Annotated in this window: 27 protein-coding genes; 17 read left to right on the top strand and 10 right to left on the bottom strand. The window is 68.5% G+C overall.

Going from position 1 to position 26,291, the window contains the following annotated elements:
* The first annotated feature begins 42 nt into the window (after positions 1-42).
* The 3 genes from sbcB (at position 43) to AC3WOH_RS27990 (ending at position 4,793) form a co-directional block, all read left to right on the top strand.
* Positions 43-1,482 carry an exodeoxyribonuclease I gene (gene sbcB, locus AC3WOH_RS28000; protein ID WP_492232583.1) on the top strand — a complete coding sequence of 480 codons (1,440 nt, stop codon included), beginning with the start codon at positions 43-45 and terminating at the stop codon, positions 1,480-1,482.
* A gap of 45 nt (positions 1,483-1,527) precedes the next feature.
* Positions 1,528-2,781, top strand: coding sequence for a cystathionine gamma-synthase family protein (locus AC3WOH_RS27995; protein ID WP_492232582.1), 1,254 nt, complete (start codon positions 1,528-1,530; stop codon positions 2,779-2,781).
* Positions 2,782-2,888: 107 nt separating this feature from the next.
* On the top strand, positions 2,889-4,793 hold the full coding sequence (locus tag AC3WOH_RS27990) for a sigma-54-dependent Fis family transcriptional regulator (protein ID WP_492232581.1): 1,905 nt from the start codon (positions 2,889-2,891) through the stop codon (positions 4,791-4,793).
* 12 nt (positions 4,794-4,805) lie between these two features.
* Here the strand turns inward: AC3WOH_RS27990 and AC3WOH_RS27985 are convergent, their stop codons facing one another.
* Together AC3WOH_RS27985 and AC3WOH_RS27980 are read right to left on the bottom strand one after the other, a co-directional pair.
* Positions 4,806-5,603 carry an isocitrate lyase/PEP mutase family protein gene (locus tag AC3WOH_RS27985; protein ID WP_492232580.1) on the bottom strand — a complete coding sequence of 266 codons (798 nt, stop codon included), beginning with the start codon at positions 5,601-5,603 and terminating at the stop codon, positions 4,806-4,808.
* A 22-nt stretch (positions 5,604-5,625) separates the two neighbouring features.
* A complete protein-coding gene (locus tag AC3WOH_RS27980; protein ID WP_492232579.1) occupies positions 5,626-6,363 on the bottom strand; it encodes an SDR family NAD(P)-dependent oxidoreductase in 738 nt (245 codons plus the stop codon).
* A 106-nt stretch (positions 6,364-6,469) separates the two neighbouring features.
* On the opposite strand from AC3WOH_RS27980, the gene AC3WOH_RS27975 reads away from it, so the two are divergent.
* A complete protein-coding gene (locus AC3WOH_RS27975; protein WP_492232578.1) occupies positions 6,470-7,063 on the top strand; it encodes a TetR/AcrR family transcriptional regulator in 594 nt (197 codons plus the stop codon).
* Between the two features lie 39 nt (positions 7,064-7,102).
* On the opposite strand, the gene AC3WOH_RS27970 is transcribed toward AC3WOH_RS27975, so the two are convergent.
* Both AC3WOH_RS27970 and adh read right to left on the bottom strand, forming a co-directional pair.
* Complete coding sequence (locus tag AC3WOH_RS27970) at positions 7,103-7,531, bottom strand: DUF779 domain-containing protein (RefSeq protein ID WP_492232577.1); 429 nt, start codon at positions 7,529-7,531, stop codon at positions 7,103-7,105.
* A gap of 11 nt (positions 7,532-7,542) precedes the next feature.
* Positions 7,543-9,063, bottom strand: coding sequence for an aldehyde dehydrogenase (gene adh, locus AC3WOH_RS27965; protein ID WP_492232576.1), 1,521 nt, complete (start codon positions 9,061-9,063; stop codon positions 7,543-7,545).
* Between the two features lie 333 nt (positions 9,064-9,396).
* Between adh and AC3WOH_RS27960 the strand changes: the two genes are divergently transcribed.
* On the top strand, positions 9,397-10,737 hold the full coding sequence (locus tag AC3WOH_RS27960) for a protein kinase domain-containing protein (RefSeq protein ID WP_492232575.1): 1,341 nt from the start codon (positions 9,397-9,399) through the stop codon (positions 10,735-10,737).
* On the opposite strand, the gene AC3WOH_RS27955 is transcribed toward AC3WOH_RS27960, so the two are convergent.
* Both AC3WOH_RS27955 and AC3WOH_RS27950 read right to left on the bottom strand, forming a co-directional pair.
* Positions 10,712-12,088 (bottom strand): MATE family efflux transporter, encoded by a 1,377-nt coding sequence (locus tag AC3WOH_RS27955; protein ID WP_492232574.1) that lies wholly within the window; start codon positions 12,086-12,088, stop codon positions 10,712-10,714. The genes AC3WOH_RS27960 and AC3WOH_RS27955 overlap by 26 nt on opposite strands.
* Positions 12,089-12,093: 5 nt before the next feature.
* Positions 12,094-12,543 (bottom strand): VOC family protein, encoded by a 450-nt coding sequence (locus AC3WOH_RS27950; protein ID WP_492232573.1) that lies wholly within the window; start codon positions 12,541-12,543, stop codon positions 12,094-12,096.
* A gap of 104 nt (positions 12,544-12,647) precedes the next feature.
* Between AC3WOH_RS27950 and AC3WOH_RS27945 the strand changes: the two genes are divergently transcribed.
* The gene (locus tag AC3WOH_RS27945; protein ID WP_492232572.1) at positions 12,648-13,256 is read left to right on the top strand and encodes a TetR/AcrR family transcriptional regulator; all 609 of its coding nucleotides are present in this window, start codon (positions 12,648-12,650) and stop codon (positions 13,254-13,256) included.
* A gap of 6 nt (positions 13,257-13,262) precedes the next feature.
* Here the strand turns inward: AC3WOH_RS27945 and AC3WOH_RS27940 are convergent, their stop codons facing one another.
* Complete coding sequence (locus tag AC3WOH_RS27940) at positions 13,263-14,822, bottom strand: EAL domain-containing protein (RefSeq protein WP_492232571.1); 1,560 nt, start codon at positions 14,820-14,822, stop codon at positions 13,263-13,265.
* Positions 14,823-14,938: 116 nt separating this feature from the next.
* Positions 14,939-15,454: a hypothetical protein gene (locus AC3WOH_RS27935; RefSeq protein ID WP_492232570.1), complete on the bottom strand. Its 516-nt coding sequence runs from the start codon at positions 15,452-15,454 to the stop codon at positions 14,939-14,941.
* Positions 15,455-15,685: 231 nt separating this feature from the next.
* On the opposite strand from AC3WOH_RS27935, the gene AC3WOH_RS27930 reads away from it, so the two are divergent.
* From AC3WOH_RS27930 to AC3WOH_RS27920, 3 genes are read left to right on the top strand one after another with little or no spacing between them, the layout of a single operon-like run.
* Positions 15,686-16,186, top strand: a complete 501-nt coding sequence (locus AC3WOH_RS27930; RefSeq protein WP_492232569.1) for a DUF2753 family protein — start codon at positions 15,686-15,688, stop codon at positions 16,184-16,186.
* 35 nt (positions 16,187-16,221) lie between these two features.
* Entirely contained in the window at positions 16,222-16,845 is a 624-nt protein-coding gene (locus AC3WOH_RS27925; RefSeq protein WP_492232568.1) for a superoxide dismutase, read from the top strand.
* Positions 16,846-16,884: 39 nt separating this feature from the next.
* A complete protein-coding gene (locus tag AC3WOH_RS27920) occupies positions 16,885-17,820 on the top strand; it encodes a ZIP family metal transporter (protein WP_492232567.1) in 936 nt (311 codons plus the stop codon).
* Positions 17,821-17,874: 54 nt separating this feature from the next.
* On the opposite strand, the gene AC3WOH_RS27915 is transcribed toward AC3WOH_RS27920, so the two are convergent.
* Positions 17,875-18,771: an NmrA family NAD(P)-binding protein gene (locus tag AC3WOH_RS27915; protein WP_492232566.1), complete on the bottom strand. Its 897-nt coding sequence runs from the start codon at positions 18,769-18,771 to the stop codon at positions 17,875-17,877.
* Positions 18,772-18,896: 125 nt separating this feature from the next.
* On the opposite strand from AC3WOH_RS27915, the gene AC3WOH_RS27910 reads away from it, so the two are divergent.
* Positions 18,897-19,868, top strand: coding sequence for an AraC family transcriptional regulator (locus AC3WOH_RS27910; RefSeq protein WP_492232565.1), 972 nt, complete (start codon positions 18,897-18,899; stop codon positions 19,866-19,868).
* A 9-nt stretch (positions 19,869-19,877) separates the two neighbouring features.
* On the opposite strand, the gene AC3WOH_RS27905 is transcribed toward AC3WOH_RS27910, so the two are convergent.
* Positions 19,878-21,107 (bottom strand): nucleoside recognition domain-containing protein, encoded by a 1,230-nt coding sequence (locus AC3WOH_RS27905; protein ID WP_492232564.1) that lies wholly within the window; start codon positions 21,105-21,107, stop codon positions 19,878-19,880.
* Between the two features lie 113 nt (positions 21,108-21,220).
* Between AC3WOH_RS27905 and AC3WOH_RS27900 the strand changes: the two genes are divergently transcribed.
* The 7 genes from AC3WOH_RS27900 to AC3WOH_RS27870 all read left to right on the top strand — a co-directional run bounded on the left by AC3WOH_RS27900 (position 21,221) and on the right by AC3WOH_RS27870 (position 26,218).
* Positions 21,221-21,616, top strand: a complete 396-nt coding sequence (locus AC3WOH_RS27900) for an SMI1/KNR4 family protein (protein ID WP_492232563.1) — start codon at positions 21,221-21,223, stop codon at positions 21,614-21,616.
* Positions 21,617-21,771: 155 nt separating this feature from the next.
* A complete protein-coding gene (locus AC3WOH_RS27895; RefSeq protein ID WP_492232562.1) occupies positions 21,772-22,485 on the top strand; it encodes a YebC/PmpR family DNA-binding transcriptional regulator in 714 nt (237 codons plus the stop codon).
* A gap of 64 nt (positions 22,486-22,549) precedes the next feature.
* On the top strand, positions 22,550-22,834 hold the full coding sequence (locus AC3WOH_RS27890; protein ID WP_184855746.1) for a DnaJ domain-containing protein: 285 nt from the start codon (positions 22,550-22,552) through the stop codon (positions 22,832-22,834).
* Complete coding sequence (locus AC3WOH_RS27885) at positions 22,831-23,412, top strand: hypothetical protein (RefSeq protein WP_492232561.1); 582 nt, start codon at positions 22,831-22,833, stop codon at positions 23,410-23,412. The genes AC3WOH_RS27890 and AC3WOH_RS27885 overlap by 4 nt, the downstream gene beginning before the upstream one ends.
* A 2-nt stretch (positions 23,413-23,414) precedes the next feature.
* Positions 23,415-24,179 (top strand): hypothetical protein, encoded by a 765-nt coding sequence (locus AC3WOH_RS27880; RefSeq protein WP_492232560.1) that lies wholly within the window; start codon positions 23,415-23,417, stop codon positions 24,177-24,179.
* 170 nt (positions 24,180-24,349) lie between these two features.
* Complete coding sequence (locus AC3WOH_RS27875) at positions 24,350-25,633, top strand: hypothetical protein (RefSeq protein ID WP_492232559.1); 1,284 nt, start codon at positions 24,350-24,352, stop codon at positions 25,631-25,633.
* 96 nt (positions 25,634-25,729) lie between these two features.
* A complete protein-coding gene (locus AC3WOH_RS27870; RefSeq protein WP_492232558.1) occupies positions 25,730-26,218 on the top strand; it encodes a DUF2199 domain-containing protein in 489 nt (162 codons plus the stop codon).
* Positions 26,219-26,291 lie beyond the last annotated feature (73 nt).

Raw genomic sequence — 26,291 nt, 5'->3', positions numbered from 1 at the left:
ACTTGCGCCTTCTGGTGTTTCTGACCGTAGCAATTTCCTTTCATGCATACCTTTCTCTGGCACGACTACGAAACCTTCGGGGCCAACACGCGCCGCGACCGGCCCGCGCAGTTCGCGGCCATCCGCACCGATGCCGAGCTCAACGAAGTCGGCGAGCCGCTGAACATCTTCTGCCAGCCTGCGAGCGACTACCTGCCCGACCCCGTGTCGTGCCTGATCACCGGCATCACTCCCCAGCAGTGCCTGGAGCAGGGCATGCCCGAACACGCCTTCGCCGCCCGCATCGAGGCCGAGCTGGCGCGGCCCGGCACCATCGGCGTGGGCTACAACACCATCCGCTTCGACGACGAGATCACGCGCTTCATGTTCTGGCGCAACCTGATCGACCCGTACGCGCGCGAATGGCAGAACCAGTGCGGCCGCTGGGACCTGCTGGACGTGGTGCGCATGACCTATGCGCTGCGCCCCGACGGCATCAACTGGCCCAAGAAGGAAGACGGCTCGCCGAGCTTCAAGCTCGAAGACCTGTCCAAGGCCAACGGCCTGCTGCACGAGGCTGCGCACGATGCGCTGTCGGACGTGCGCGCCACCATCGCCTTGGCGCGCCTCATCCGCCAGCACAACACCAAGCTGTTCGACTTTGCGCTTGGCCTGCACAAGAAGGACCGCGTGGCTGCCGAGCTGCGCCTGCCGGCCACGGCCATCACGGCCAAGCCCTTCCTGCATGTCTCGGGCATGTTTCCGGTGGAGCGCGGCTGCCTGGCCGTGATGTGGCCGCTGGCCAGCCACCCGACCAACAAGAACGAGCTGATCGCCTGGGATCTGGCGCACGACCCCACGCCGCTGGCCAGCATGGGCGTGGAGGAGATTCGCCTGCGCATGTTCTCGCGCGCTGCCGACCTGCCCGAGGGCGTGACCCGCCTGCCGATCAAGACCATCCACCTGAACAAGTCGCCCATGGTGGTGGGCAATGTGAACACCCTCACCGCCGAGCGCGCGCGCCACTGGAAGATGGACCTGGCCCAGGCCGCGCAGCATGCCGAGATCGCGCGCGTGCTGCCCGACATGAGCGCCATCTGGCCCGCGGTGTTCGCACGCCCCGAGGAGCCCCGGCCCGATGTGGACCAGGACCTTTACGGCGGCTTCGTGGGCAATGGCGACCGGCGCCAGCTCACCGACATGCGCGCAATGAGCGGCGAGAAGCTGGCGCGCACGCGCCTGTCGTTTGACGACCCGCGCCTGAAGGAACTGGTCTGGCGCTACCGTGCGCGCAACTTCCCCGATACGCTCACGCCCGAGGAGCACGAGCGCTGGGAGGCGCACCGCGCTGCCTGCCTGTTCGACGGGGCCGGCGGCGCGCGCACGGTGGAGCAGTTGTTCACCGAGATCGACAATCTCTCGGAGACCGCCGACGATGACCGCACCCAGGACATCCTCGGCGCCCTGTACGATTACGCCGAACAGATAGCGCCCGAGCGCTGAGTTTTAGTCTTCCCAGATTCCGCACAGTAGCAAGCCCGTATTTCCATGAGCAGCAGCAGCAACGACCAGCCTACCCGCCAGTTCACCACCCAGATCGTGCATGCCGACCGCCTGGCCGGCACCGAGTACGGCGCCGTGCACCAACCCATCCACACCTCGGTGCAGTACGGCTACGAGAAGGTGGAAGACCTGATCGGCGTGTTCCAGGGCACCCTGAAAGGCGGCTTCAACTACGCCCGCCAGGGCACGCCCACCACAGCGGCGCTGGAGGCCAAGGTCACGCAGATGGAGCGGGGCCAGGGCTCCATCGTGTTCGCCACGGGCATGGCGGCCGTGTGCGCCACGTTCCTTACCCTGCTCAAGGCGGGTGACCACCTGCTGGCCAGCCAGTTCGTCTTCGGCAACACCAACAGTGTCTTCGGCACCCTGGCCGACCTGGGCATCGAGGTGACCACCGTGGATGTGACCGACCCGGCCAAGGTGGCCGCCGCCGTGCGCCCCAACACGCGCATGGTGTTCGTGGAGACCATTGCCAACCCCGGCACGCAGATCCCGGACCTGGAGGCCATCGGCACCTTGTGCAAGGAGCGCGGCCTGCTCTATGTGGTGGACAACACCGTGGCCTCGCCCTACCTGTTTCGCCCTGTGACCGTGGGCGCCGGGCTGGTCATCAACTCGCTGACCAAGAGCATCGGCGGCCTGGGCGATGCTCTGGGCGGCGCGGTCACCGACACCGGCCTGTTCGACTGGAGCAACTACCCCAACATCTTCGCTCCCTACCGCAAGGGCGACGCCAAGGGCTGGGGCCTGCAGCAGATCCGTAAAAAGGGCCTGCGCGACATGGGCGGCATGCTGTCGTCTAACGCCGCGCACCAGTTGGCGCTGGGGGCCGAGACCCTGGCTTTGCGCATGGACCGCACCAGCGCCACGGCCCTGGCCCTGGCCCAATGGCTGGAGCAGCACCCCGCGATTGCCCGCGTGCACTACCCCATGCTCGAGTCCCATCCCCAGCACGCTATCGCACGCAAGCACTTCAAGGCCGGCTCGTGGCTGCTGGCCTTCGAGCTGCGCGATGCCGACCAATGCCTGGCTTTTTGCAACCGCTTGCAACTGCCGATCAAGGCCACGGGCCTGGCCGACACGCGCACGCTCATCATCCCGGTGGCGCACACCATCTTCTGGGAGGCCGGCCCCGCCGTGCGCGCCAACATGGGCATTGGCGACGGCATGATCCGCCTGTCGCTGGGGTTGGAAGAATTCGAGGACCTTCAAGCGGATTTTGCCCAGGCACTCGCTTAAAGGCCCTGATGCCAGCCTGTCGGTGCAAGTTGGCGTAAGGCCGGCATGCTAAGGTTTCCCCAAATGCCGGGCGGCGCTGACTGCCCCGGCTGCAAGGAGACAAGCCCATGCACCTGGAGCCCACCGCCCTGGCGGCGCCGCGCGACCTGATTCCCCACGCCCATGCGCGCTCGGCCGCCTTCGGCCTGCGCGCGCAGGACACCCTGGACGCCATGCCCCTGGCCAGTGCCGACCTGCGGTGCGCGCTGCAGCGCAACCGGGTGCTCACCGACCATGCGCTCCCGGTGATGGAGACGCTCTACCACCAGATCGCGGGCACCCACAGCATGGTGCTGCTGACCGACCCCGAGGGCGTGATCCTGCATGCCCTGGGTGACGACGATTTCGTGGCCCGGGCCGACCGCGTGGCCCTGCGCCCCGGCGGCGTGTGGACCGAGGAGCGCAAGGGCACCAATGCCATCGGCACCGCGCTCACCTTGGGTCAGGCCGTGCAGGTGCATGCCGGCCAGCATTACCTGCGTGCCAACCAGTTCCTCACCTGCTCGTGCGTGCCCATTCTGGACCCGCAGGGCAGGGCGCTGGGCGCCATCGACGTGAGCGGCGACCACCGCAGCCAGAGCAAGCACACCATGGCGCTGGTGCGCATGTCGGCCCAGATGGTGGAAAACCACCTCTGGAACCAGGTGCACGAGGACGCGGTGCGCCTGCACTTCCATGCCCGGCCCGAGTTCCTGGGTACGCTGGTGGAGGGGCTGGCCGCTTTCACCCCCGATGGGCGATTCCTGTCGGCCAACCGCAGCGGGCAATTCCAGCTCGGCCTGTCGCACAGCGCGTTGCAGGCCCATACCTTCGGCTCGCTGTTCGGCGTGGACCTGGGCCAGGTGCTGGACCAGTGCCGCAGGGCACCGGGCACGCTGCTGACGCTGCGCCTGCCCGGCGGCGTGACCGTGATGGCCCGGCCCGAGCACCGGCCGCAGGCCGAGCGGCTGTGGATCGCCGCCGATGGCGCCGAACCGGGGCGCGCGCCTGTGCGGCCTGCTGCCAGGCCGGGCGGGCTCTCGGGCTTGCGCTACCTCAACACCGGCGACCCGGCCCTGGCCCAGGCCATCGAGCGCGTCACCAAGCTGCTGGGCCGTGGCATTGCCACGCTGATCCAGGGCGAGACCGGCACCGGCAAGGAACTGCTGGCCCGCGCCATCCACCACGACGGGCCGCGCCGCCAGGCACCGTTCGTGGCGGTGAACTGCGCGTCCATCCCCGAATCGCTGATCGAGTCCGAGCTGTTTGGCTACGAAGAGGGCGCCTTCACCGGCGCGCGGCGCAAGGGCAGCCCCGGCAAGATCGTGCAGGCCCATGGCGGCACCTTGTTCCTCGACGAGATCGGCGACATGCCGCTGGCGCTGCAGGCGCGGTTGCTGCGCGTGCTGCAGGAGCGCAGCGTGGCGCCCCTGGGCGGCACGCGCCAGATTGATGTGGATATCCAGCTTGTCTGCGCCACCCACCGCAACCTGCGCGAGATGATGGCGCAAGGCAGCTTCCGCCAGGACCTGTACTACCGCTTGAACGGCCTGGTGGTGCGCCTGCCGGCTTTGCGCGAGCGCAGCGACCTGGCAGCCATCGTGCAGCGCGTGCTGCAGTCAGCGGCCGATTCGGGCACGCCGCCGCTGCCGGTGGCGCCCGAGATGATGGCCTTGTTCGCGCGCTGCGCCTGGCCCGGCAATCTGCGCCAGCTGAGCAATGTGCTGCGCACGGCGGCGCTGATGGCCGAGGGCGATACCGCCATCCGGCGCGAGCACCTGCCCGAGGATTTTCTGGAGGAGTGCGAGGCCGCTGCAGCTGTGCCCGCAGCCGCCGATGGACCTGCGCCTGCCGCGCAGCCCCTGCAGGCCATCACGGCCGCCGCGATTGCGCAGGCCCTGGCCGCGCAGGGCGGCAACGTCTCGGCCGTGGCGCGTGCGCTGGGCGTGTCGCGCAATACCGTGTACCGGCACCTGCGCGCCCAGGCCGCGTGACGGCCAAAGGGGTCAACTGAACAGCTTCTGCATCTCCGCATAGGGGATCTGCCCCTGCAGCTTGCTGGAGTCGCCCGCCTGCAGGAAATCCGTCGCCAGCGCCGCGGCCTGGCCCCACAAGGCCTGCGGAATGCCGGAGCCCGCGCTGAGCCGCTTCACACCCAGGGCCTGCAGTTCGGCGGCATTGGCCAGGCCGCCCCAGGCCATCAGGTTGAGCGGCAGGTCAACGCCGGCCACGACAGCCCGGATCTGCGCCGCATCGGTGAGCCCGGGGACGAACAGGCCGTCGACGCCTGCGCTGCCGTACAGCTGGCCGCGTGCAATGGCTTCCTCGGCGAAGCGGCCTTCATCGACCAGGCGCGCCAGGACAATGTCCGTGCGCGCATTGACAAACAGGTCCAGCCCGTCCCGGGCCAGCCGCTCCCGGATCGCCTGCACCTTGCGCGCCAGCAATTCGGGGGGCTTGCGCCCGTCTTCGAGGTTGATGCCGGCCACACCGGCGCCGGCCAGGCGCGCGGCCAGGTCGGCGACCTGGGCCGGGTCGTCCGAATAGCCGTCTTCCATGTCCACGGACAGGGGGACCCGCAGCACCCGCACCAGGTTTTTGGCGAACGCCACCACCACGTCGATGGGCATGGCGTAGCCATCGGCATAGCCCTGCGACCAGGCCACACCGGCACTGGTGGTGGCGATGGCCATGGCCCCCAGGCTCTCAAAGAGCCGGGCGCTGGCGGCATCCCAGGCATTGGGCAGGCGCAGCAAGGTGCCGTTGGCGTGCAGTGCACGGAAGGTGGCGGCGGGTGCGGTCATCACGGTCTCCTCCAGTCAGTCTTTATGCGAGCATACCGCCGTCCACCGTGAGCGCCGTGCCGGTGATGTACTGCGCCTTGGCGCTGGCCAGGAAGGCCACGGCATGGGCGATGTCCTCGCCGCTGCCGTACTTGCCGACGGCGATGGGCTGGCGGATCAGGTCGGACAGTGGTCCGGCGGCCGGGTTCATGTCGGTGTCGATGGCGCCCGGCTGCACCAGGTTCACGGTGATCCCCTCGGGCCCGAGTTCGCGGGCCAGGCCCTTGGTGAACGAGGCCAGGGCCGATTTGGACATCGCATAGATGCTCAAGCCCGGCCACTGCACCTGCTCGGCGAACCAGCTGCCGATGTGGATGATGCGCCCGCCCTGGCCCAGGTGGGGAATGGCCGCCTGGCTGGCAAGGACCGGTGCGCGCACATTTACGTTCAGGATGGCGTCGATATCTGTGAGCGCCGCATCCTTCACCAGGCCCATGTGGAAGATGCCGGCGTTGTTGACCAGGATGTCGATGCCGCCCAGGAAGGCCACCGCCTTCTGTACCGAGGCCTGCACGGCCGCAGCGTCGGCGCTGTCGGCCTGGATGGCGGTGCCCCGCCGGCCCAGGGCCTCGATCTCGCGCACCACGCCAGCGGCCAGTTCGGCGGACTTTTCATAGGTGATGGCGACGTCGGCGCCCTCGGCGGCCAGGGTCTTGGCAATCGCGGCGCCGATACCCCGGCTGGCCCCCGTGACGAGGGCGCGTTTGTTGGAAAGTAGCATGAATTACCTTTCTGTGTTGATCGATACAGAATGATTGCGGCATTGATCTTTGCTGTCAATCGATTTATTGTGTCGATCAACACAAAATTAATGAAAGGTGATTTCCATGCCGGTTCTGGGCCGACCGAGGGCGTTTGACCGCGATGCCGCCTTGCAGGCCGCCGTGGAGGTTTTCTGGCGCCAGGGCTTTCTGGCCACCTCCATGAACGACCTGTGCGCGGCCATGGGCATCCGCTCGCCCAGCCTGTACGCGGCTTTCGGCAGCAAGGAGGCCCTGTACGCCGAGGCCATCGGGCGCTACAGCGCAGCGGCCGACGAGATGATCTGGAACCATGTCGATGGCAGCGCCACGGTGCGCGAGGGCATGCAGACAGCGCTGCTGGCCGCCGCCGGGGTCGTGGCGGGCCGGGAGGGCATGCCCTCGGGCTGCATGGTGACGCTGGCCACGGGCGAAGAGTGCCCGGGCGGCTCGCCCGACACAGCCCGGTACGCCCGCGAGGGTTCGCTCGCCAAGCTGCGCGCGGGGCTCCAGCGTGCGATGGCTGCGGGCGAGTTGCCGCAGACCACGATCATCGACCGGCTGGCCCGCTTCTACCTGGGCGTGGTGCAGGGCATGGCCATCCAGGGGCGCGATGGGGCCGACCTGGCGGACCTGCAGGACATGGCCCGGACTGCCATGGCCGCATGGCCGGAAAAATGAAATCCCCCTGGTTCGCCGCGCGCGCCAGGGGGATTGGGGTCAAGCCACCGGGTGGCTTTGCAATGCCTGCAACTCATCCTGGGTGAACGGCCGCGAGCGGATCAGGAAGCGCTGGCCCGTGGGCCGCTCCAGCGAGAACATGCCGCCCCCGCCGGGCACCACGTCCACGGTGATCTGGGTGTGCTCCCACACCGCGAACTGCGGCCGGCTCATGTAGAAGGGTTCGCCGCCGATGTGGCCGAGGAGCACGTCCGAGTCACCCACCAGGAACTCGCCGCGCGCAAAGCACATGGGCGCGCTGCCGTCGCAGCAGCCGCCCGACTGGTGGAACATCAGTGGGCCGTGCTGGCCGTGGAGCTGGGCGATCAGCGCCAGGGCCTCGGGCGTGGCCAGGACACGTGCCGGTGGGGCCGGTGGGTCCGTGTCCTGGCCCGGCAGGGCGGCTTCGTGGGCCAGGGTGTCGGCCATGGGCTGCGGGCTCAGAAGAAGCCCAGGGGGGCCTGGGTGTAGCTCACCAGCAGGTTCTTGGTCTGCTGGTAGTGGTCCAGCATCATCTTGTGGTTCTCGCGGCCGATGCCTGACTGCTTGTAGCCGCCGAAGGCCGCGTGCGCCGGGTACTGGTGGTAGCAGTTGGTCCACACGCGCCCGGCCTGGATGCCCCGGCCCATGCGGAAGGCGCGGTTGCCGTCGCGGCTCCAGACGCCGGCGCCCAGGCCGTACAGCGTGTCGTTGGCGATCTCAAGCGCTTCCTCTTCGGTCTTGAAGGTGGTGACCGACAGCACGGGGCCGAAGATCTCCTCCTGGAAGATGCGCATCTTGTTGTGGCCCTTGAAGACCGTCGGCTGGATGTAGTAGCCGCCGGCCAGGTCGCCAGGGAGGTTGTTGCGCGCGCCGCCGATCAGGCACTGTGCGCCTTCCTGCTTGCCCAGGTCCAGGTACGAGAGGATCTTTTCGAGCTGCTCCTGCGAGGCCTGCGCGCCGATCATGGTGCTCTTGTCGAGCGGGTGGCCTTGCTTGATGGCGGCCACGCGCTTCAGGGCACGCTCCATGAAGCGCTCGTAGATCGATTCCTGGATCAGCGCGCGGCTTGGGCAGGTGCAGACCTCGCCCTGGTTCAGCGCGAACATCGCAAAGCCTTCGAGCGCCTTGTCGAAGAAGCCGTCGTCGGCGTCCATCACGTCCGCGAAGAACACGTTGGGGCTCTTGCCACCCAGCTCCAGCGTCACCGGGATGATGTTCTGGCTGGCGTACTGCATGATGAGCCGGCCCGTGGTGGTCTCGCCCGTGAAGGCGATCTTGGCGATGCGCGGGCTGCTGGCCAGGGGCTTGCCGGCCTCCAGGCCAAAGCCGTTGACGACATTGACCACGCCGGGCGGCAGCAGGTCGGCCACGATCTCCAGCAGCACCAGGATGGAGGCGGGCGTCTGCTCGGCAGGCTTCAGGACCACGCAGTTGCCCGCTGCCAGCGCAGGGGCCAGCTTCCATACCGCCATCAGGATGGGGAAGTTCCAGGGAATGATCTGCCCGACCACGCCCAGCGGCTCGTGGAAGTGGTAGGCCATGGTGTCGTGGTCGATCTCGCTGATGCCGCCTTCCTGGGCGCGGATCGCGCCCGCAAAGTAGCGGAAATGGTCGATGGCCAGCGGGATGTCGGCCGCCATGGTCTCGCGCAGCGGCTTGCCGTTGTCGATGGTCTCGGCCACGGCGATGGTCAGCAGGTTGGCCTCCATGCGGTCGGCGATCTTGAGCAGGATGTTGGCGCGGTCCGTGGTCGAGGTCTTGCCCCAGGCCGTTTTCGCCTTGTGGGCCGCGTCCAGCGCGGCGTTGATGTCCTTGTCGTTGGAGCGCGGGATGGCGGTGAACACCTGGCCGTTGATGGGCGAGCTGTTCTCGAAATACTGCCCGTCGATGGGGGCCACCCACTGGCCGCCGATGAAGTTGCCGTACTGCTTCTTGTAGGGGTTGGCGATGCCGAGGCTGGCGATTTCTGCCATGTTCATGCTGTGTCTCCTGAGGTGGTTGGGTTGTGCCAGGCACCGCTCGGCGGGCCTGCAGCCGGAGATGGGCGCAATGCCCGTGCCAGCGGGCCCAAGGAGGCGTCGATTCGCCGCAAACCAAGCACCCATGCGGCTGCGGACCGATGTGCCGACAGCGCGTGCAGCGGGCTCGGGGTGTGCCATGGCACACCCGTTGTTCGGAAATGGAACAACGGGCGGGACACCCCGGGAACACCCTGGAGTCCGTCTGCGTGCAAAAAGCCACTGATCGGCATGGTGGTGGCGGTTGCGGGCCGCCGCTTTTGCCACAATGCAGGGATCGCCACCCGGATGCCCATGACCGCCACGCCCCCGCTCATCCCCCCGACCATCGGCAAGTACCGCATCGAGCGTGAGCTCGGGCGTGGTGCCAGCGGCATCGTCTACCTGGGGCTCGACGGCTTCCGTGGCAAGCGCGTGGCCATCAAGCAGATGCATGCGCACCTGCTGGCCCAGCCCGATCAGGCCGAGCGCTACCGCCGCCTGCTGCGCAACGAGGCGGCCATGTCCGGCCGGCTCAAGCACCCGCACATCGTGCGCCTGCTCGATGCCGACGAGGACGCGGCCCAGCCCTACCTGGTGCTCGAATACGTGGACGGCCAGCCCCTGGCAGCCCACGCCCGGGCCGATGCGCTGCTGCCCGTGCCCCAGGTGCTGGACATCGCCTTCAAGTGCTGCAACGCGCTCGAATACGCCTACCGCGAAGGCCTGGTGCACCGCGACATCAAGCCCGCCAACCTGATGCTGGCCGCCAATGGCGACGTCAAGCTCACCGACTTTGGCGCCGCGCTCTCGCTGCGCAGCGATGCCACCCAGCTCTCGGGCATGGTGGGCTCGCCCTCCTACATGTCGCCCGAGCAGGTGCGCGAGGAAGACCTCACGCACCACAGCGACATGTTCTCGCTGGCCATCGTGGTGTACGAGCTGCTCACGGGCCGCCGCCCGTTCGACGGCGAGACCGACTTCGCCACGCTCTACAAGATCAGCCACGAAGACCCCACGCCGCCGAGCCTGCTGCGCGTATCGCTGCCCGGGCATGTGGATGCCGTGCTGCTGCGCGCGCTGTCCAAGAAGCCGGCCGACCGCTTTGCCACCTGGGGCGACTTCGCCCAGGCCCTGCTCGACGCCCACCGCGACCTGCCGCGCCAGCGCTCGCAGGACACCGAGGCCGAGCGCTTCGGCCGGCTGCGCGAGCTGCCGTTCTTCGCCGACTTCCACGACGTAGCGCTGTGGGAGCTGATGCGCCTGGGCAACTGGCGCCGGCTGGAGCGCGGCACCGTGCTCATGCGCGAAGGGCAGCCCGGCGACTCGTTCTGCATTCTCATCGAAGGCCAGGTGGGCGTGAGCCGCCAGGGCTGGACGCTGAGCACCCTGGGCCCGGGCGTCACCCTGGGCGAGATGACCTACCTGCGCCCGGACAACCGCCTGCGCACGGCCACCGCCGTGGCCGAGACCGAGGTGCTGGTGCTCAAAGTCCGCAACCCCGCACTGCGCGAGGCCTCCGAAGACCTGCAGTCGCGCTTCGACAAGGCCTTCATCAAGCTGCTGGTGGGCCGGCTGGTCGCCGCCAATGAGCAGATCGCCGAATGGGACATGGTGGCCGGCCAGGTGTTCACGCCGGACGACGAGCAGGGCTGACCGCTTCCAGCGCCTGCAGCACATGCCGCAGCCGCGCGCCAAAGGCCGCGGCCAGCAGCGCACTGAGCAGGGCCACGGCGCTCCACCCGCCCCAGGCACCCCAGCCCAGCGCCGGGATGCGGGTACCCAGTGAATCGAAGGACAGCCAGGCCGCCAGCGGCAGGAACAGCAGCAGCGATCCCACCGTGTTGACGGCGCTGGCCCAGCGCACGTCGCCCAGGCCGCGCAGCGCAAAGGCGCTGCCCAGGTTGACGGCATCGAGCACCTGGTAGGCGGCCACCAGACCGATCAGTGACGTGGCCAGCGCCAGCGCCGCCTGGCTACCGGGGCCTCCATCACCCGACGTGCCCGACAGCCAGGCCAGCAGAGCGGGGCCGGCCAGGGCCATGGCAGCGCCCACCAACGCCATCCAGCCCGCCATCAGCCACAGGCTGGCACGCACCAGGGGCCCGACCTGCTGCGGCTGGCCAGCCCCCACGGCATGGCCCACCAGGGTGGCGCTGCCCGTGGCCAAGCCCAGCGCGGGCCAGAAGGCCAGGCCCGTGAGCGACAGCAGCAGCAGGGTGGCAGCGCCCTCGGCCGGGCCGATGCGCGACATCATGAGCTGAAACACCGCCATCGCCAGCACATCGGCAGCCGCCGCAACACCGATGGGCAGGCCGTTGCGCCACAACTCCACGGTGCGGGTCGCCAGAGCGGTGAAGGACATGCTCCACCCCCCGCGCGCCAGCAGGCCCAGCCCCACCGCCACCCCCACCAGACTGGCCAGTGTGGACGCATGGGCCGAGCCGGCGAGGCCCAGGCCTGCGTCGAAGATCAGCCACTGGTTGAGTGGCACATTGGCCGCGGCGGCTGCAAGATTGGCTCCCAACGCGGCCAGCGTGCGGCCCTGGCCCGCGAGGTAGCTCGACACCGCGAACAGCAGCACCACCGACACCCCGCCCGCCATGCGCGGTTGCCAGTACTGCACGGCCTGCGCCGTGGACTCGGCGGGCAGCTGCCACAGCGCAAACAGCCAGGGCCCGGCCCAGGCCAGTGCCAGAAAGCAGGGCAGGGTGAGGGCAGAGGCCAACAGGCCTGCGGGGAGGTAGTCCCGTGCAGCCTGCGCCTGGCCCGCCCCTACGGCCTGGGCCACGGGCACCTGCACGGCAAAGGCCACCCCGCCCAGGCCCACGAACACCGCCAGGTTCAGAAAGCTCTGCGCGCCCAGCCCGGACAGGGCCTCGGCCGAGATGCGCGCGGCAAACCAGGTATCTGTCAGCCCGATCACGGCCTGCAGCGAGTAGGTGGCGATCAGCGGCCAGGAGATGGCCAGGAGGGCACGCACGGGGCGGGTTGCATGGGCGGCCATGGCCATCAGCCAGCCATGTACGGATCCCAGAAGCCCTCGGCCGGCTCGGCCTGCTCCACGATGTCCAGCACCAGGCCCGACGGGTCGCGCACCTGGAAGCGCACCTGCCCCCAGGGCTCGTGCTGCACGGCGTAGACGATCTCCACGCCGGCCGCGCGCAGCCGGGCCTCTTCGCGGCGGGCATCCTGAACCTGCAGGGTGAGCAGCAGGCCCTGGCCGCTGAAGACCTCGGGGCCGGGCGGGCGCGAAGGGTGGTCGGGGGCCATGAAGGCGATGGATGCTGCGCCGCCCTCGGTGCTGTTGCGCGACAGCAGCACGAACCACGAGGCTTCGAAGACCACCTCGAAGCCCAGGTGCTGCACGAAGAAGTCGCGCGAGGCCTGCACGGTGGCGGTGGTGACCAGGGGGTAGGCGGAGGTCAGTTGGGAAAGGGCAGAGGGAGAGGGTGTTGGCATGGAGGGCTCCTGTTGCATCCGTGATTGCTCGGGTACATACTGTCTGTATGTTCAATTAAATATAGATACATACAGTCTGTATGTCAACGAAAAAATCCAATTCCATGGGCGCTGCGGGTAACCGGCGCCTGGAGCAGGGTGCCCAGTCGCGCACCAAACTCATTGCGGCGGCGCGCGCGCTGTTCGAGCGCGACGGCTATGCCACCACCTCCACCGAGGCGCTGCTGGTGGCCACGGGCCTCACGCGCGGCGCGCTGTACCACCACTTCCGCGACAAGAAAGACCTGTTCGTCGCGGTCTGCGAGGCCGTGCATGCCGAACTCAGCGCCGCCATCGACGCGGCGGCCGATGACAAGGCCCCACTGCCTGACCAGTTGCTGGCCGGTGCGCTGGCCTGGATCGACGCCGTCTCGCACCCCGGCCCGCGCCAGGTGCTGCTGATCGACGGGCCCTCGGTGCTGGGTGCCCAGGCCTGGGCCGAGCTGGATGGGCGCCATGGCTACCAGCAGCTGCATGCCGTGGTGGCCGAGATCCTGGCGCCCGCGGGCCTGCCGGCGCTGGAGGTCGATGCCTGTGCCTCGGCCTTGAATGGCGCCATCAACGAGCTGGCGCGCTGGCTGGCGCGCCACCCGGCCGATGCGCACCCGGACGCCCGCGGTGCGGCCATCGCCGCACTGCAGCGGGCCTGTGCGAGCGTGTTGCCGGGCTCCTGAGCCGGGCTACCCGCCGACATGGGCCTTGAGCCCGGCGATCAGCTCTTGCAGCGGCATGGCCTTGGCAAACAGCCAGCCCTGCGCATTGCGCACGCCGCGCTCGCGCAGGAAGTCGGCCTGGAACTGCGTTTCCACGCCCTCGGCGATCAGGTCCAGCCCCAGTTTGTGTGCCATCTCGATGATGTGCGTGGTGACCGGGCTGATGGCCGCCTGCGCGCCGATACTGGCGATGAAGATGCGGTCGATCTTGAGCGTGTCGATGTCGATGGATTCGAGCATGGACAGGCTCGAATAGCCGGTGCCGAAGTCGTCCATGGCGATCGACGCGCCGATCTGCCGGCCGGCCTGCAGCGCGGGCCGCGCGGCTTCGGTGTCCACCAGGCCGCGCTCGGTCACCTCCAGCATCAGCGCGCCCGGCGGCAGGTCCTGGGCCTCGAAGCGCTGCTGCAGGTACTGCACAGGCCCGTCGGCCACCAGGTCCTGGGTGGAAAGGTTCAGGCTGATGTGAAAGCCCGGGCAGGCCTTGAGCACCTCGGGCAGGTCTGCGAGCACGCGGTCCATCAGGTAGCGGGTCAGGTGCGCTACCACGCCCGTGCGCTCCGCTTCGGCAATGAACTCGTCCGGCGGCACCAGCGTGCCATTGCTGCGGCGCCAGCGCATCAAGGCCTCGGCACCCGTCCAGCGGCCGGTCTGCAGGTCCACGATGGGCTGGTAGAGCACGAAGAACTCGCGCCGCCGCAGCGCCGCGCGCAGGCGCGACTGCGCCGACAGCTGCCACCGCGTGAGCGCCGCCACGCCCAGGGCCAGGGTGGCACTGGCCAGCAGGCCCAGTGGGGCCAGCACCAGGGCCTGGCGCGCCAGGCCTTCGAAGGCCATGGCCTTGGGGGCGGCGGCCAGGGCGACGACGTTGTTGTTTGGGGAACTGCGAAAGACGATGTAGTGGGTGCCGCTCTCCACCTGGCTGTGGCCGGGGGCCTGGTAGTGGTCGAGCCACGCCTCCTGCAGCGGGCCGCGGGAGCGGATGAGCGCCTTGGGCGTGATGATGGCCAGCCCCAGCGCCACATCGGCATGCAGCACCGGCATGTCGATCACGATGCCGGGGTGGATGATCACCGCATGGCCGTTGCGCGCGTAGATGTGAAACGGCTGCTGTGGCGCAAACGGCAGCCGCGCCCCGATCCAGCTGGAGATGCCCGACGAGGTCACCATGGGCTTGCCCGCCAGGGGCACCGGAGCGCTGCCCAGCGTGAGCGTGCTGCAGACCAGCGTGCCATCGACCACCGCGCCCATGCCCTGCAGGTAGAACGAGGTGCCCACCATCTGCTGCATGCGCGCCATGCTGGCCTGGCTGCATGGCGGGCTGGGGTCCTTGTCCAGCTCGTCCAGTGCCGCCACCAGTTGCTGGCGCGAGGCGATGCCCCGGCGCAGCACCTCGTCGGCCAGCGACGTCAGGTAGGCCACCTGGTCGTCCCGGGCCTTGCGCTGTGCCAGATAGAGCGAGGCCGCCATGGGAATCAACGCCGCCAGCAGCAGGGGGACCGAGGCAACGACGTAGAAGCGTTTCATGGATGCGGCGGTGAGGGCAGGGGCCTTGCGATGGAGGACGATGCTGGCGCTTTTCGGCCCGCGGGGCAACCGGCGCTACCCTGCATGGCGGTCCCGCCCGCCCCCCTGGCCCGCGCTCAGTTGAACGAGATGTTCCGCGCGCGCAGGATGCCCTCGATGCGCTGGCTCAGGTCGGTTTCCACCTGGCCGCGGCTGGCGCAGGCGTAGGCCTCGCGGCGAGTCACCATGCCGTAGAGATTGCGGCCCCGGAACTGGGTGGCGCACAGATGATTGAGTTGAAGGGTTCCCTCGTCGGTCGATTGCAGCTTGTAGGTGGCCGTCACCGCGGACTGGGCGGAGCCGCCGATGACGGTGCCGTTCCAGGTGCCGCAGTCGCAGACATCGGGAATGGACACAGGCCGACCCTTGCTCTTGAGTTCGCCCAGTTCCGGCGTGATGGACGCGGTCTCGTAGCCTGCGGATTCGAAGGCGGCCTTGGCGGCGTCCAGCACGGCAGGTACATCCTTGCTCTTGACCTGCCAGGTCTTGGCCTGGGGGGTGTGCTTGGCAGCGGCAGGCCGGTCGACAGGCGCGAACGCGCAACCGGTGGCCAGCAGGGCGGTGGCACACAGTGCCAGGGTCTTTGTCATCATCATCGTGCTTTCTTTCTGGGAGTGGGGTCCGTCTTCCGCCACCCTTGGGTGGCCCTCTCGCCAGTAATGTTACTACCTGTTAATGGCGTGTGGCATTGGATCGCTGCGGAGGAGGCAGAGAGATCTTGCAAACCCCCTCGCTAGACAATACGAATGAGAATGCATATCATTTTAATTGCCTGAGTACGCTACATCCGTCCACCGCAAAAGGCTCCCACCAGGAGCTTTGCCATGGACCTGCGCCACGCATCCAGCCTTTCGACCACCCCCGCCGCCCGGGACGCCCTGGCGCCCGAGCCCGCCACGCTGGCGCATTGGGAGCGCACGCTGCAGCGCGCCAATGCGGCGCTGCACATGGACCAGCCCGTGATGGCGCTGGCCTACCAGCAGCAGGCCCTGGTCATCGCCTTGCGCATCGTGCAGGCACCGTCGGCCGGCCGTGAGGACGACTGCATTGCCGCGCTGGTGGTCTCGCACCTGAACCTGGCCGACCTGCAGGCCGAGGCGGGCGCGCTGGAATCTTCGGTGCAACTGCTGTGCAGCGTGCACGCCACGCTGCTGGGCCTGATGGCCGATGGCAGCCAGGGCAGCGCGTTGCAGCAGGCCGCCTGGCGCCACAGCCGCGAGACCCATGCTGCCTTGTTGCGCCATGTGCAGGCGCATGGCCCGCATCCCGACACCACCGCCGTGCTGGCCGCTGCTTTCGGCGTGCTGCAGGGCGCCGCCCACTGAGCTGCCCACCATTTCCCCACCCCTGAAAGGAACCCATGCCCTATTCGCTGCCCGCCTTGCCCTACGCCTACGACGCGCTGGAACCCCACATCGATGCCCGCACGATGGAGATCCACCACACCAAGCACCACCAGACCTACATCAACAACCTGAACGCCGCGCTGGAAGGCACGCCGCATGCCGGCCTGCCCATCGATGAGCTGGTGGCGGGGCTCGCGCAACTGCCCGAGAACCTGCAGGGCCCCGTGCGCAACAACGGCGGTGGCCATGCCAACCATAGCCTGTTCTGGACCGTGATGTCCCCGACGGGGGGCGGCGAGCCGCAGGGCGCACTGGCCGAGGCGATCAAGACCGACCTGGGCGGCTTCGAGGCCTTCAAGGAAGCCTTCACCAAGGCCGCGCTCACGCGTTTTGGCAGCGGCTGGGCCTGGCTGTCGGTGAACAGCGCCGGCAGGCTGGTGGTGGAAAGCTCGGGCAACCAGGACAGCCCGCTCATGGCCGGCCTGCTGTCGGGCAACACCCCCATCCTGGGCCTGGACGTGTGGGAACACGCCTACTACCTGCAGTACCAAAACCGACGCCCCGAGTACATCGCGGCGTTCTATAACGTGGTGGACTGGGCTGAGGTGGCCCGCCGCTACGCTGCCGCGCGCGGCTGAATTCATCCACCCCGCCCTGTGCCAGCTGGAGCCGAGCCCATGAACGTTCCCCCGCCGTCCCCCGACAACGCCGCGCTGCCTGCCGGCCACGCCCCCGCTGCCCGCCAGCCCCTGCACTGGCGCCAGTGGCTGGGCCTGGCCATCGTGCTGACCGGGGGCGTGGTCGGCACGCTGCAGATCTGGCAGTGGATTGCGCAGCAGCCGGTGGTGCTGTCGGCGCTGTTGGGCGGCAGCGTGGCGGCGCTAGCCACCGCGCTGGGCACGCTGCCGGTGATGCTCTCGCAGCGCATCTCCGAGCGCACGCAGGACACCATGTTCGGCTTTGGCGCGGGCGTGATGCTGGCGGCCTGCTCGTTCTCGCTCATCATCCCGGGCATCAATGCCTCGCGCGCCGCCGGGGCCGGGGCCTGGGAGGCGGGCGGCACCATGGGCGCGGCCATCCTGCTCGGGGCCCTGGTGCTGCTGCTCATGGAGCGCCTGCTGCCGCACGAGCACTTCATCAAAGGGGTGGAGGGCGGGCAGACCTCGCGCACGCTGCGCCGCACCTGGCTCTTCGTCTTTGCCATCGCGTTGCACAACCTGCCCGAGGGCCTGGCCATCGGCGTAGGCTATGCGAGCGGCGACACCATGCGCGCAGGCGCCCTGGCCACGGGCATCGCCATCCAGGACGTGCCCGAGGGCCTGGTGGTGGCCGTGGCTTTGCTGGCCGCCGGCTACAAGCGCTGGCTGGCCGTGGGGCTGGGCATGGCCTCGGGCCTGGTCGAGCCGCTGGGCGCCGTGCTGGGTGCTGCCGTCGTGAGCTATTCGGCGGCCTTGCTGCCCTGGGGCCTGGGCTTTGCGGCCGGCGCCATGCTGTTCGTGATCAGCCACGAGATCATCCCCGAATCGCACCGCAAGGGGCACGAGTCCTGGGCGACCGGCGGGTTGATGCTGGGCTTTGTGATCATGATGGTGCTGGACACAGCCCTGGGCTGATCCCGCGCCATCCCATCGGCCACGGCAGGGAAAGCTGCCGTGGCCTTTGTGCTTTCAGGGCAGGGCCTCGTAGGCCGCCTTGAGCGCCGGGCTCAGGGCCTGCAGCGGGGTCGGGGTCGTGTTGCCCACATGGCGGCCTTCCACCGAGCGCACCCGCCCCTCGTTGAGCGCGCGGGCCATCTCGGCCAGCAGTTGGGCCAGGTCGGGTGCAATGCCGGCCTGGGCCATGCCCTGGGCGGCGGCTTCATAGGGCAGCTGCTGGTAGGCCAGTGCGGGCTGGCCGATGACCCCGCCCACAAAGGTGGCCAACTGGGCGTGGCTCAGGTCCCCGGGGCCCAGCAGCTCGCGCACGCGGTGGCCGGTCCAGCCGCGCTGGTCCAGGGCCGCTGTGGCCGCATCGGCAATATCGCGCGTGGCGATCATGGGGATGGGCAGGTCGGGCGCAAAGGCATCAGCCAGGCTGCCGCCGTATTTCACGCCGGGCAGCAGGTTGAACAGGCCTTCGAAGAACATGGCCGGGCGCAGCTTGAGCACATGGCTGTGCTGCAAGGCGGCCAGGCGCTGTTCCTGCTCGTGCAGGCTGACCAGCACGCCCGTGCCCGTGGACTGCTCGGCCCCCAGGCTGCTCAGCGCCACCACATGCGGCACGCGCGCCGCCTGCAACGCCGACACGATGGCCTGGCCCTGGGTGCGCTGCAGTTCCATGAAGCCCGAGGCCGTGGGGTCGAAGGGCATCATGGCGTAGACCGCGTCGGCGCCGCCGAAGGCGCGTTCGAGGTAGGCCGCATCGGCGCAATCGCCCACGTGAACCTGAGCGCCCTGCTGGCGCAGGGATTCGAGCCGCTCGGCCGAGCGGCCCATGGCACGCACGCGGTGGCCCAGCGCGAGGAGGTTGCGGGCGATCACGCTGCCCGTGTGGCCGGTGGCACCCATCACTGCGATTTCAGACATCTGGAACTCCAAGAGGTTGGTGGAACAACAAAACAGGCGTCCAGTGTCTCGGCGCAAGGCCGGCATGCCAATGATGATTCGAAGGTGTTTTTTGATTATTCGTCCAGAGCCGTTACCATGCGCCCATGGACATCCAGGTTGAAGCCGCCTCTGCCGCCACCGATCCGCTGGGCCGGGCCTTGCACCTCCTGCGCATGACGGGGGTGATCTACTCCTATTCCTACCTGCACCCGCCCCTGGGCATCGCGCTGCCGCCCCTGCCGGGCTGTTTCATGTTCCACGCCGTCACGGCCGGTGAATGCTGGCTGCGCGTGCCGGGCGCCGAGCCCGTGCTGCTGCGCGCGGGCGATTTCGCGCTGGTGCCGCGCGGCGAGGGGCATGACCTGCTGTCCACCGCCACCTCGCGCGCCGATGATTTCTTCGACCTGCCGCGCGTGCAGCTCGGCGGGCGCTTCGAGATCCTGCGCCATGGCGAGGGCAGCGCGCCGGTCTCCATGGTCTGTGGCGCGGTGCGCTTCGACGACGTGCTGGCCCGCCGCCTGGTGCACGCGCTGCCGCGCCAGATCGTGCTGGGCGGGCAGTCGCTGGGTGCCTCGAACTGGCTGGCGCCCATATTGGCCCTGTTGCAGGATGAGGTGCAGCACCTGCGCCCCGGTGGCGAGGCCGTGGCCACGCGCCTGGCCGATGTGCTGGTGCTGCAGGCCATCCGCACCTGGCTGCAGAACGACCCGGGCGCGCGCACCGGTTGGCTGGGTGCCCTGCAGGACGCCCAGCTCGGCCCGGCCCTGGTGCTTATGCACGAGCAGCCCGGCACGCCCTGGACCCTGGCCTCGCTGGCCAGCGCCGTGGCCATGTCGCGCTCGGCCTTTGCCGCGCGCTTCGCGGCATCGGTGGGCATGCCGGTGATGCAGTACCTGACCCTGTGGCGCATGGCCTTGGCCCAGTCGCGTTTGCAAGAGGGGCAGGTGCGCCTGGCCGAGCTGGCCGACAGCCTGGGCTACCAGTCGGAGGCGGCGTTCAGCCGCGCGTACAAGCGCTGGTCGGGGCGCTCGCCGGGGAGTGAGCGGCGGGTGGAACCCGTTGCAGCCCTGGCGTAGAACCCGCTCTCAACCAAAAAACCAGTAGCAGACCGCAATGGCCGCGATGACCCCGGCCAATTCCGCCAGCAGCGCACAGGCTACCGAATGCCGCGCGCGCTGGATGCCCACGGCGCCAAAATACACGGCCAGCACGTAGAAGGTGGTCTCGGTGCTCCCCTGGATGATGGCGGCTGCGCGAGCCGCGAAGCTGTCCACGCCCTGGGTCTGCATGGTCTCGATCAGCATGGCGCGGGCCGCGCTGCCCGAGAAGGGCTTGACCAGGGCGGTGGGCAGGGCGTCGACGAAGCGCGTGTCGGCGCCGACCACCTCCACGCACCAGCGGATGGCGTCGAGCACATAGCCCAGCGCGCCCGAGGCGCGGAACACGCCCACGGCGCAGAGCATGGCCACCAGGTAGGGCAGTAGGCCCTTGGCCACGTCGAAACCCTCGCGGGCGCCTTCGATGAAGGCCTCGTACACGGCCACCTTGCGAAGAGCGCCCAGCACCACGAACAGCACGATCAGCGAGAACAGCACGAGGTTCCCCAGCAGCGAGGACAGGCTGGCCAGGGCCGCCGCGCTCAGCGTGGCGAGCAGCGCCATGAAACCGCCGAGCACCAGCGCCACGGGCAGCAGGTAGGCCAGCACCACGGGGTGCCACAGCGGCAGCCGCTGCACCACAGCCACGGCCAGCAGGCCCACCAGGGTGGAGGCGGACGTGGCCAGCAGGATGGGCAGAAAGACCAGGGTCGGGTCCGGCGCGCCCTGCTGCATGCGGTACATGAAAATCGTCACCGGCAACAGCGTGAGCGACGACGCATTGAGCACCAGGAACAGGATCTGCGCGTTGGTGGCGGTGTCGGGCCGGGGGTTGAGCTCCTGTAGCGAGCGCATGGCCTTGAGGCCCATGGGCGTGGCAGCGTTGTCCAGCCCCAGGGCGTTGGCGGCAAAGTTCAGCGTGATGAGGCCCAGCGAAGGGTGGCCGCGCGGCACCTCGGGCATCAGCTTGGCGAACAGCGGTGCCAGCCAGCGGGCCAGGGCGTCGACAATGCCGGCCTTCTCGGCAATGCGCAGAAAGCCCAGCCACAGCGTGAGCGTGCCGAACAGCAGCACCATGACCTCGACCGAGAGCTTGGCCATGGCGAACAGCGCCTCGACCATGCTGCCGAAGATCTGCGCATTGCCCGCCAGCAGCCATTGGGCCAGGGCGGCCATGGCGCCAATGACGAAAAAACCCAGCCACAGGGTGTTGAGCATCCGGTCTCCCCAAGTTGGATGGCCGAGGTTAACCCGGCCCAGCGGGGCGATGGAGCTTGCGTTGCTGGCGATTTGCCCGGGGTTCCCTGCCGCAGGGCGTTCTGGTAGCGTGCATGGCCATGGCGCTCCCCACCACTGAACCCTTCATCGCCGCCGCAGAGGCCCGCCTGGGGGCGGCCTTGCCGGGCTGGCTGCGGGCGCGGCTGCTGCAGGCCAATGGCGGCAACCTGGAGGCCGAAGGGGAGTGCTGGGAACTGTTCTCGGTGCTGGATACGACCGACCGCAAGCGCATCACCCGCTCCGCCACCAACATCCCCGGTGAAACGGCCGCTGCGCGGGAGTGGGTGGGGTTTCCGCCCCAGGCGATTGCCATTGCCAGCAATGGCGGGGGCGACTACCTGGTCCTCATGCCTGACGGACAGATGCCTTCCCGACTGTGCGAGGCGCCTTTCATCTGGCTGCATGGCGTGGACGAGCCACCCGTGCAGATCGCCATTCCTGCCCCCTGACGGCACCGGGCCTTGGCGACAGTGGTAATCTATAGGGTTCGGCTGGAGACGGGGCTGCTGCGTTTTTGCAACGCTTGCGTGCCTGGATTTCCGGCCTGACAGGGCGCCCGCCGGGGCGCCCGACCAATCAAAACTCACCGAGGAAGAGGTCCGACATGGGCGCGCAGTGGAAAGCAAAAGGCAAGGCACAGGTGGCAGATGCCAAGGGCAAGCTGTTTGGCAAGCTGGTCAAGGAAATCACGGTCGCCGCGCGCGGCGGTGCCGACCCGGCCAGCAATGCGCGCCTGCGCCTCGTGGTGGAGCAGGCCCGCAAGGTCTCCATGCCCAAGGACACGCTGGAGCGCGCCATCAAGAAGGGCTCCGGCACGGGCGCCGACGCTGTCAATTACGAACGCGTGATCTATGAAGGCTTCGCGCCGCACCAGGTGGCCGTGATGGTCGAGTGCCTGACCGACAACGTGAACCGCACCGCGCCCGAGATGCGCGTGCTGTTCCGCAAGGGCCAGTTGGGTACTTCGGGCTCGGTGGCCTGGGACTTCAACCACGTGGGCATCATCGAGGCCGAGCCCGCAAATGGCGATGCCGACCCCGAGCTGGCCGCCATCGAAGCCGGTGCGCAGGATTTCGAGCCCGGCGAGGAAGAGGGCAACACCACCTTCTGGACCGAGCCGACCGACCTGGACCTGGTGAGCCGCGCACTGCCGGCCCATGGCTTCACCGTGCTGTCGGCCAAGCTGGGCTACAAGCCCAAGAACCCGGTGAACCCGGCCAACCTGTCGGCCGAGCAGCTCGAAGAGGTGGAAAGCTTCCTGGCCGCCATCGATGGCAACGACGACGTGCAGAACGTGTACGTGAGCCTGGCCGGCTGAACCCCCAGGGCCGCCTGGAGGCCGGGCGCCGCCTGGCCTTCATCGCAGCCTTTTCATTCCATCCATGACCGCAGACCACTACGCCGCCCTCGGGCTGGCGGCCAACGCAACGCTCGCCGACATCAAGAAGGCCTACCGCCAGAAGGCGGCCTTCTACCACCCGGACCGCAATGCTGCGCCCGATGCGGCGCAGCGCTTCCAGGCCGTGCAGAAGGCCTACGACGTGCTGTCCGACGACACGGCCCGCCAGGCCTACGACGACAACCGCCGGCGCAACCTGCTGGACGACCCGCTGCAGACGGCCCAGGAAATCTGGCGCACCTATACCCAAGGCATTCTTCCTTCGTGAAACTCTCTCCCTATTTCCATGACCTGCGCTCGGCCTACCAGGCCGAACTCGATGACCTGACCCAGGATTCCGAAGGCAAGGACGTGCTGCGCAAGCGGCTGGCCGAGAAGCGCAAGGAGATCGCCTTCCTCGTGCAGATGATGGAGCTGGCGCCCGAAATGGTGGCCGTGGTGTTCCACCAGGGCTTTCGCTTCGCGCGCCCCATGGCCCTGGAGCAACTGCTGGGCCGTGGCGTGGACGACCTGCCCGGCTGGAGCAGCCTGGCTGCCGACGGTGCCGTGGTGCTGGAGCCCTGGGCGGCCAGCCTGGCCAAGGCCGTGCTCGCGGAGCCTGGTGGCGAGCGCTTTCTGGCCGTGGCAGCGGGGCTCGAATTCCTGCAGGCGCATGCGCGCCTGGCACCTGTGGCATCGCATGCCGAAGCCGGGGACGGGGAGGGCGACGACGAAGACGCCGCCGAGCACGATGACGACTATGACGCGCTGAGCGCCGACGACGCGGCCGATCCGCACAACGCGCGTTCGCGCGAAGAAGCCAGCGACAACTGGCTGTCCGACGTAGGCTTTGACCGCAAGGACTGACCATGAGCAGCAGCAACAACCACCTGGCCCTTATCACCAAGACCACGGCCCTGATCGCGGCTGGCGACATCGTGGGCGCCGAATCGGCCCTGTCCGAGCTGGCCGACACCGATGGCGACAACGCCCTGATGGTCGTGCTCGACCAGCTCGCGCCCAAGGATATCCTGGCCGTGATGCGCGAGTACGACGACTCCAAGGCGTCCGTGGTCAACATGCTGGTCACGCCCGAGCAGTTCGCGCGCGCCATGGTGCTGGAAAAGCAGTACAAGGACCTCACCCACACGCACCTGCGCAACATGGTCAATGCCGTGGTGTTCCGCGACGATGCGGACCCGGTGGAGTTCCTCACGGCCATCGGCGACCTGGAAGGCGGTAGCGAGGCCATGGCCAACTACTTCGCCGAGAAGTGGAGCCGCGTGGAGGCCTTTGCCCGCACCGGCAGCTTCGATGCGGTGGAGGACTACGGTCCCACATTGACCGATGACGAGCTGCTGGCCTCGGGCTATGTGCAGCCGCGTGTGGACCTGGACGAGGTGGCCGACCGCGACTGGATGCAGATGGCCTGGCTGCTGCGCTACGAGTGCCGCGACCTGTTCATCGAAACGCTGCTGGTGCTGCGCGCCAAGGCCCGTGCCTTTGACCTGGGCCTGGATGAGGACGACGGCGTGCCGGCGGAGGAAGACGACGGCAAGTTCGAGACCAGCGAGACGGACCGGGGCAAGGCCACGCCGGTCGCCCGCGACTCCGACGAAGAATCCGCGATCTAGATGACAACCCCCTGTGGCGCTTCGCGCCTTCCCCCTTCTCTCGAATTGCTGCGCAATTCGGGAAGGGGGACGCCGCCAGCGCGGCGGGGCAGCCCTTGCGCGGCGGCCCTGGCCTCGTCCGCGCCAGTTTCACGGGCTGTCCCCGGTCCGTGGCGCAGTGGAAAACAGAAATGACTGCACCCGACAAGCCTTTTGCTACCGACCCACCGGCTGCCAATGCCCTGCAACTGCACGACGCTCGCCCTTTCTTCGAGAAGGCGCTGGCCCATGGCGTGGCGCACGGCATCATCGATGCGGCCAAGCTGGCCGCGATGAACACCGATGCCCCCAAGGGCATGGTGCAGATCGCGCGCTATTTCGGCAGCGAGTTTTTGCGGCCCGAGCTGGAGAAGGCCCGCGACCGCATGGTCAACCTGATCAGCCTGTACCTGCTGGAGAGCACGGGCGGTGACCTGCACGAGGCGGCCGTTTCGCTGCGTGACAACTCCTTTCTGTCGCGCTCCAAGGGCGGCTCGGACATGCTCAAGCGCCTGATCGCCATGCCCGAGAGCAGCAACTTCGGCATGGGCGGGTATGCCGATGCCGAAACGCCGCTCCTGGCCGTGTGGTCGCTGCGCAGCCATGCGGAGTACCAGGCCGAGCTGGCGCGGCGCTCGCAGATCGCCGCGGCCATCGAGGCCGCGCGCTGGCTGGCCGATGCATACGACCTGGACGAAGACGCCCTGGAAGAGGCGGGCGCCGATGCCGAGGCGGTCATCCGCGCGGGCCTGCTGCTGCAGACCCTGGCGCCCAAGGCGGGCGACTGGCCCAACGCCGTGGTGTTCGAGAAGATCGTGGCGGCCCACCGCAAGAAGCAGACGGCGGCGGGCGCGCTCGTGGTGCCCCTGCCTTCCGGTCTGCCTGCAGGCCTGAAGGCGGCGGTGGAGGCCCAGCGCGCCATGGTGCTGGCCGACCTGCCCAGGCTGCTCGATGCCGCCACGCCGCTGCGCAACCTGCTGCGACCCACCAGCGGCTTCAGGGCGCGCTACTTCCTGCTCGACGACCCGCTGGCCGAGGTGGACGATTACCACCGCAGCCTGGCCGACCTGGACGACGACGGTGCCGATGACCCGCAGCCCGCCAGCAAGACCTGGGCAAAGGTCGTGCAGGGCAACGAGGACGAGCCCAGCCTGCTCACCCTGTTCCTGTGCCTGGCCACGGCCACGCCCAAGAAAACGGTGCTGACCGAGAAGACCGCCGCCAGCCTGGTGCGCAAGCTGCGCAAGAGCGGCTGGCAGCCCGCGCTGGCCACGGACTTCATCCGCGCCCACGCGGCCGGCGTGCGCCAGGCCGACTATGTGGAGCTGTGGCACAGTTTCGTGCAGGAGTCGCAGGCCACGCTGCACAGCGACATGGACTACCAGATGCACGACGCCCTGGCGCTGCTGCGCCGGGAGTGCCATGTGGCCGCTTGAAGCGGTGGGGTGAGCGGGCTTCCGTGCTGACTCTGGCGTACCGGGCGGTCTTGGAACAGGTTCTCGCATTGCGGTCCATTTCACGAGGGGGTTCGAATGGCATCGGTCTGTGGTGATTGCGGCAAAGTGCATGGGGAGATGTCGCGCTACTTCATGTGGCGCATACCCGAGCTGGGGCTGGATACTGCCGCGAAGCTGGTATCCGAGGGCGAATACATGTGCCGTGTCGGCAACACGCGGCACTTCATCAGTTGCGAGCTGGCGCTGGCGTTCACCGATGATGCCGATGAGAAGCCCCTGGGCTTCATTGGCTGGGTCGAGGTGTCGGCTGCGGCCTATGCGGCGTACCAGCACTATCGGGCTGCCGAAGAAACGCTGCCCCCCATGGAGGCATCGATGGATGGACGGCTTGCGAACCCCATTCCGGGTGTAAACGATTCGCTGGGAACGGCGGTGCGCTTCGAAGTCGTCTGTGGTGATCCCACGCCCTACATCACCTGGGTGCAGCCTGGCACCGCACTCGCGGCCCGGGTGCAGGAGGGGGCCACCGTGGCGTTCTGGCACAAGGCCGCGGGTCTGGGCTAGCAGGCTGTTGAAATTCACCGCTTGCCACCGAAAGCCCCCCGCTTTAAGTTGCAGGCGCTCAGCAGACGGCTTG

The organism is Acidovorax sp. FW305-C-20-28 (assembly GCF_058783375.1).
This window is presented reverse-complemented; position numbering and strand designations above follow the sequence as displayed.

Bases quoted from the DNA above. Each gene is read 5' to 3' on its own strand.
- AC3WOH_RS27985 (WP_492232580.1), bottom strand. From the start codon at position 5,603: ATGACCGCACCCGCCGCCACCTTCCGTGCACTGCACGCCAACGGCACC.
- AC3WOH_RS27980 (WP_492232579.1), bottom strand. From the start codon at position 6,363: ATGCTACTTTCCAACAAACGCGCCCTCGTCACGGGGGCCAGCCGGGGT.
- AC3WOH_RS27995 (WP_492232582.1), top strand. From the start codon at position 1,528: ATGAGCAGCAGCAGCAACGACCAGCCTACCCGCCAGTTCACCACCCAG.
- AC3WOH_RS27960 (WP_492232575.1), top strand. From the start codon at position 9,397: ATGACCGCCACGCCCCCGCTCATCCCCCCGACCATCGGCAAGTACCGC.
- AC3WOH_RS27950 (WP_492232573.1), bottom strand. From the start codon at position 12,543: ATGCCAACACCCTCTCCCTCTGCCCTTTCCCAACTGACCTCCGCCTAC.
- AC3WOH_RS27870 (WP_492232558.1), top strand. From the start codon at position 25,730: ATGGCATCGGTCTGTGGTGATTGCGGCAAAGTGCATGGGGAGATGTCG.
- AC3WOH_RS27975 (WP_492232578.1), top strand. From the start codon at position 6,470: ATGCCGGTTCTGGGCCGACCGAGGGCGTTTGACCGCGATGCCGCCTTG.
- AC3WOH_RS27875 (WP_492232559.1), top strand. From the start codon at position 24,350: ATGACTGCACCCGACAAGCCTTTTGCTACCGACCCACCGGCTGCCAAT.
- AC3WOH_RS27900 (WP_492232563.1), top strand. From the start codon at position 21,221: ATGGCCATGGCGCTCCCCACCACTGAACCCTTCATCGCCGCCGCAGAG.
- AC3WOH_RS27935 (WP_492232570.1), bottom strand. From the start codon at position 15,454: ATGATGACAAAGACCCTGGCACTGTGTGCCACCGCCCTGCTGGCCACC.
- AC3WOH_RS27895 (WP_492232562.1), top strand. From the start codon at position 21,772: ATGGGCGCGCAGTGGAAAGCAAAAGGCAAGGCACAGGTGGCAGATGCC.
- AC3WOH_RS27930 (WP_492232569.1), top strand. From the start codon at position 15,686: ATGGACCTGCGCCACGCATCCAGCCTTTCGACCACCCCCGCCGCCCGG.
- AC3WOH_RS27880 (WP_492232560.1), top strand. From the start codon at position 23,415: ATGAGCAGCAGCAACAACCACCTGGCCCTTATCACCAAGACCACGGCC.
- AC3WOH_RS27890 (WP_184855746.1), top strand. From the start codon at position 22,550: ATGACCGCAGACCACTACGCCGCCCTCGGGCTGGCGGCCAACGCAACG.
- sbcB (WP_492232583.1), top strand. From the start codon at position 43: ATGCATACCTTTCTCTGGCACGACTACGAAACCTTCGGGGCCAACACG.
- AC3WOH_RS27910 (WP_492232565.1), top strand. From the start codon at position 18,897: ATGGACATCCAGGTTGAAGCCGCCTCTGCCGCCACCGATCCGCTGGGC.
- AC3WOH_RS27955 (WP_492232574.1), bottom strand. From the start codon at position 12,088: ATGGCCGCCCATGCAACCCGCCCCGTGCGTGCCCTCCTGGCCATCTCC.
- AC3WOH_RS27945 (WP_492232572.1), top strand. From the start codon at position 12,648: ATGGGCGCTGCGGGTAACCGGCGCCTGGAGCAGGGTGCCCAGTCGCGC.
- AC3WOH_RS27970 (WP_492232577.1), bottom strand. From the start codon at position 7,531: ATGGCCGACACCCTGGCCCACGAAGCCGCCCTGCCGGGCCAGGACACG.
- AC3WOH_RS27915 (WP_492232566.1), bottom strand. From the start codon at position 18,771: ATGTCTGAAATCGCAGTGATGGGTGCCACCGGCCACACGGGCAGCGTG.
- AC3WOH_RS27990 (WP_492232581.1), top strand. From the start codon at position 2,889: ATGCACCTGGAGCCCACCGCCCTGGCGGCGCCGCGCGACCTGATTCCC.
- AC3WOH_RS27925 (WP_492232568.1), top strand. From the start codon at position 16,222: ATGCCCTATTCGCTGCCCGCCTTGCCCTACGCCTACGACGCGCTGGAA.
- AC3WOH_RS27940 (WP_492232571.1), bottom strand. From the start codon at position 14,822: ATGAAACGCTTCTACGTCGTTGCCTCGGTCCCCCTGCTGCTGGCGGCG.
- AC3WOH_RS27920 (WP_492232567.1), top strand. From the start codon at position 16,885: ATGAACGTTCCCCCGCCGTCCCCCGACAACGCCGCGCTGCCTGCCGGC.
- adh (WP_492232576.1), bottom strand. From the start codon at position 9,063: ATGAACATGGCAGAAATCGCCAGCCTCGGCATCGCCAACCCCTACAAG.
- AC3WOH_RS27905 (WP_492232564.1), bottom strand. From the start codon at position 21,107: ATGCTCAACACCCTGTGGCTGGGTTTTTTCGTCATTGGCGCCATGGCC.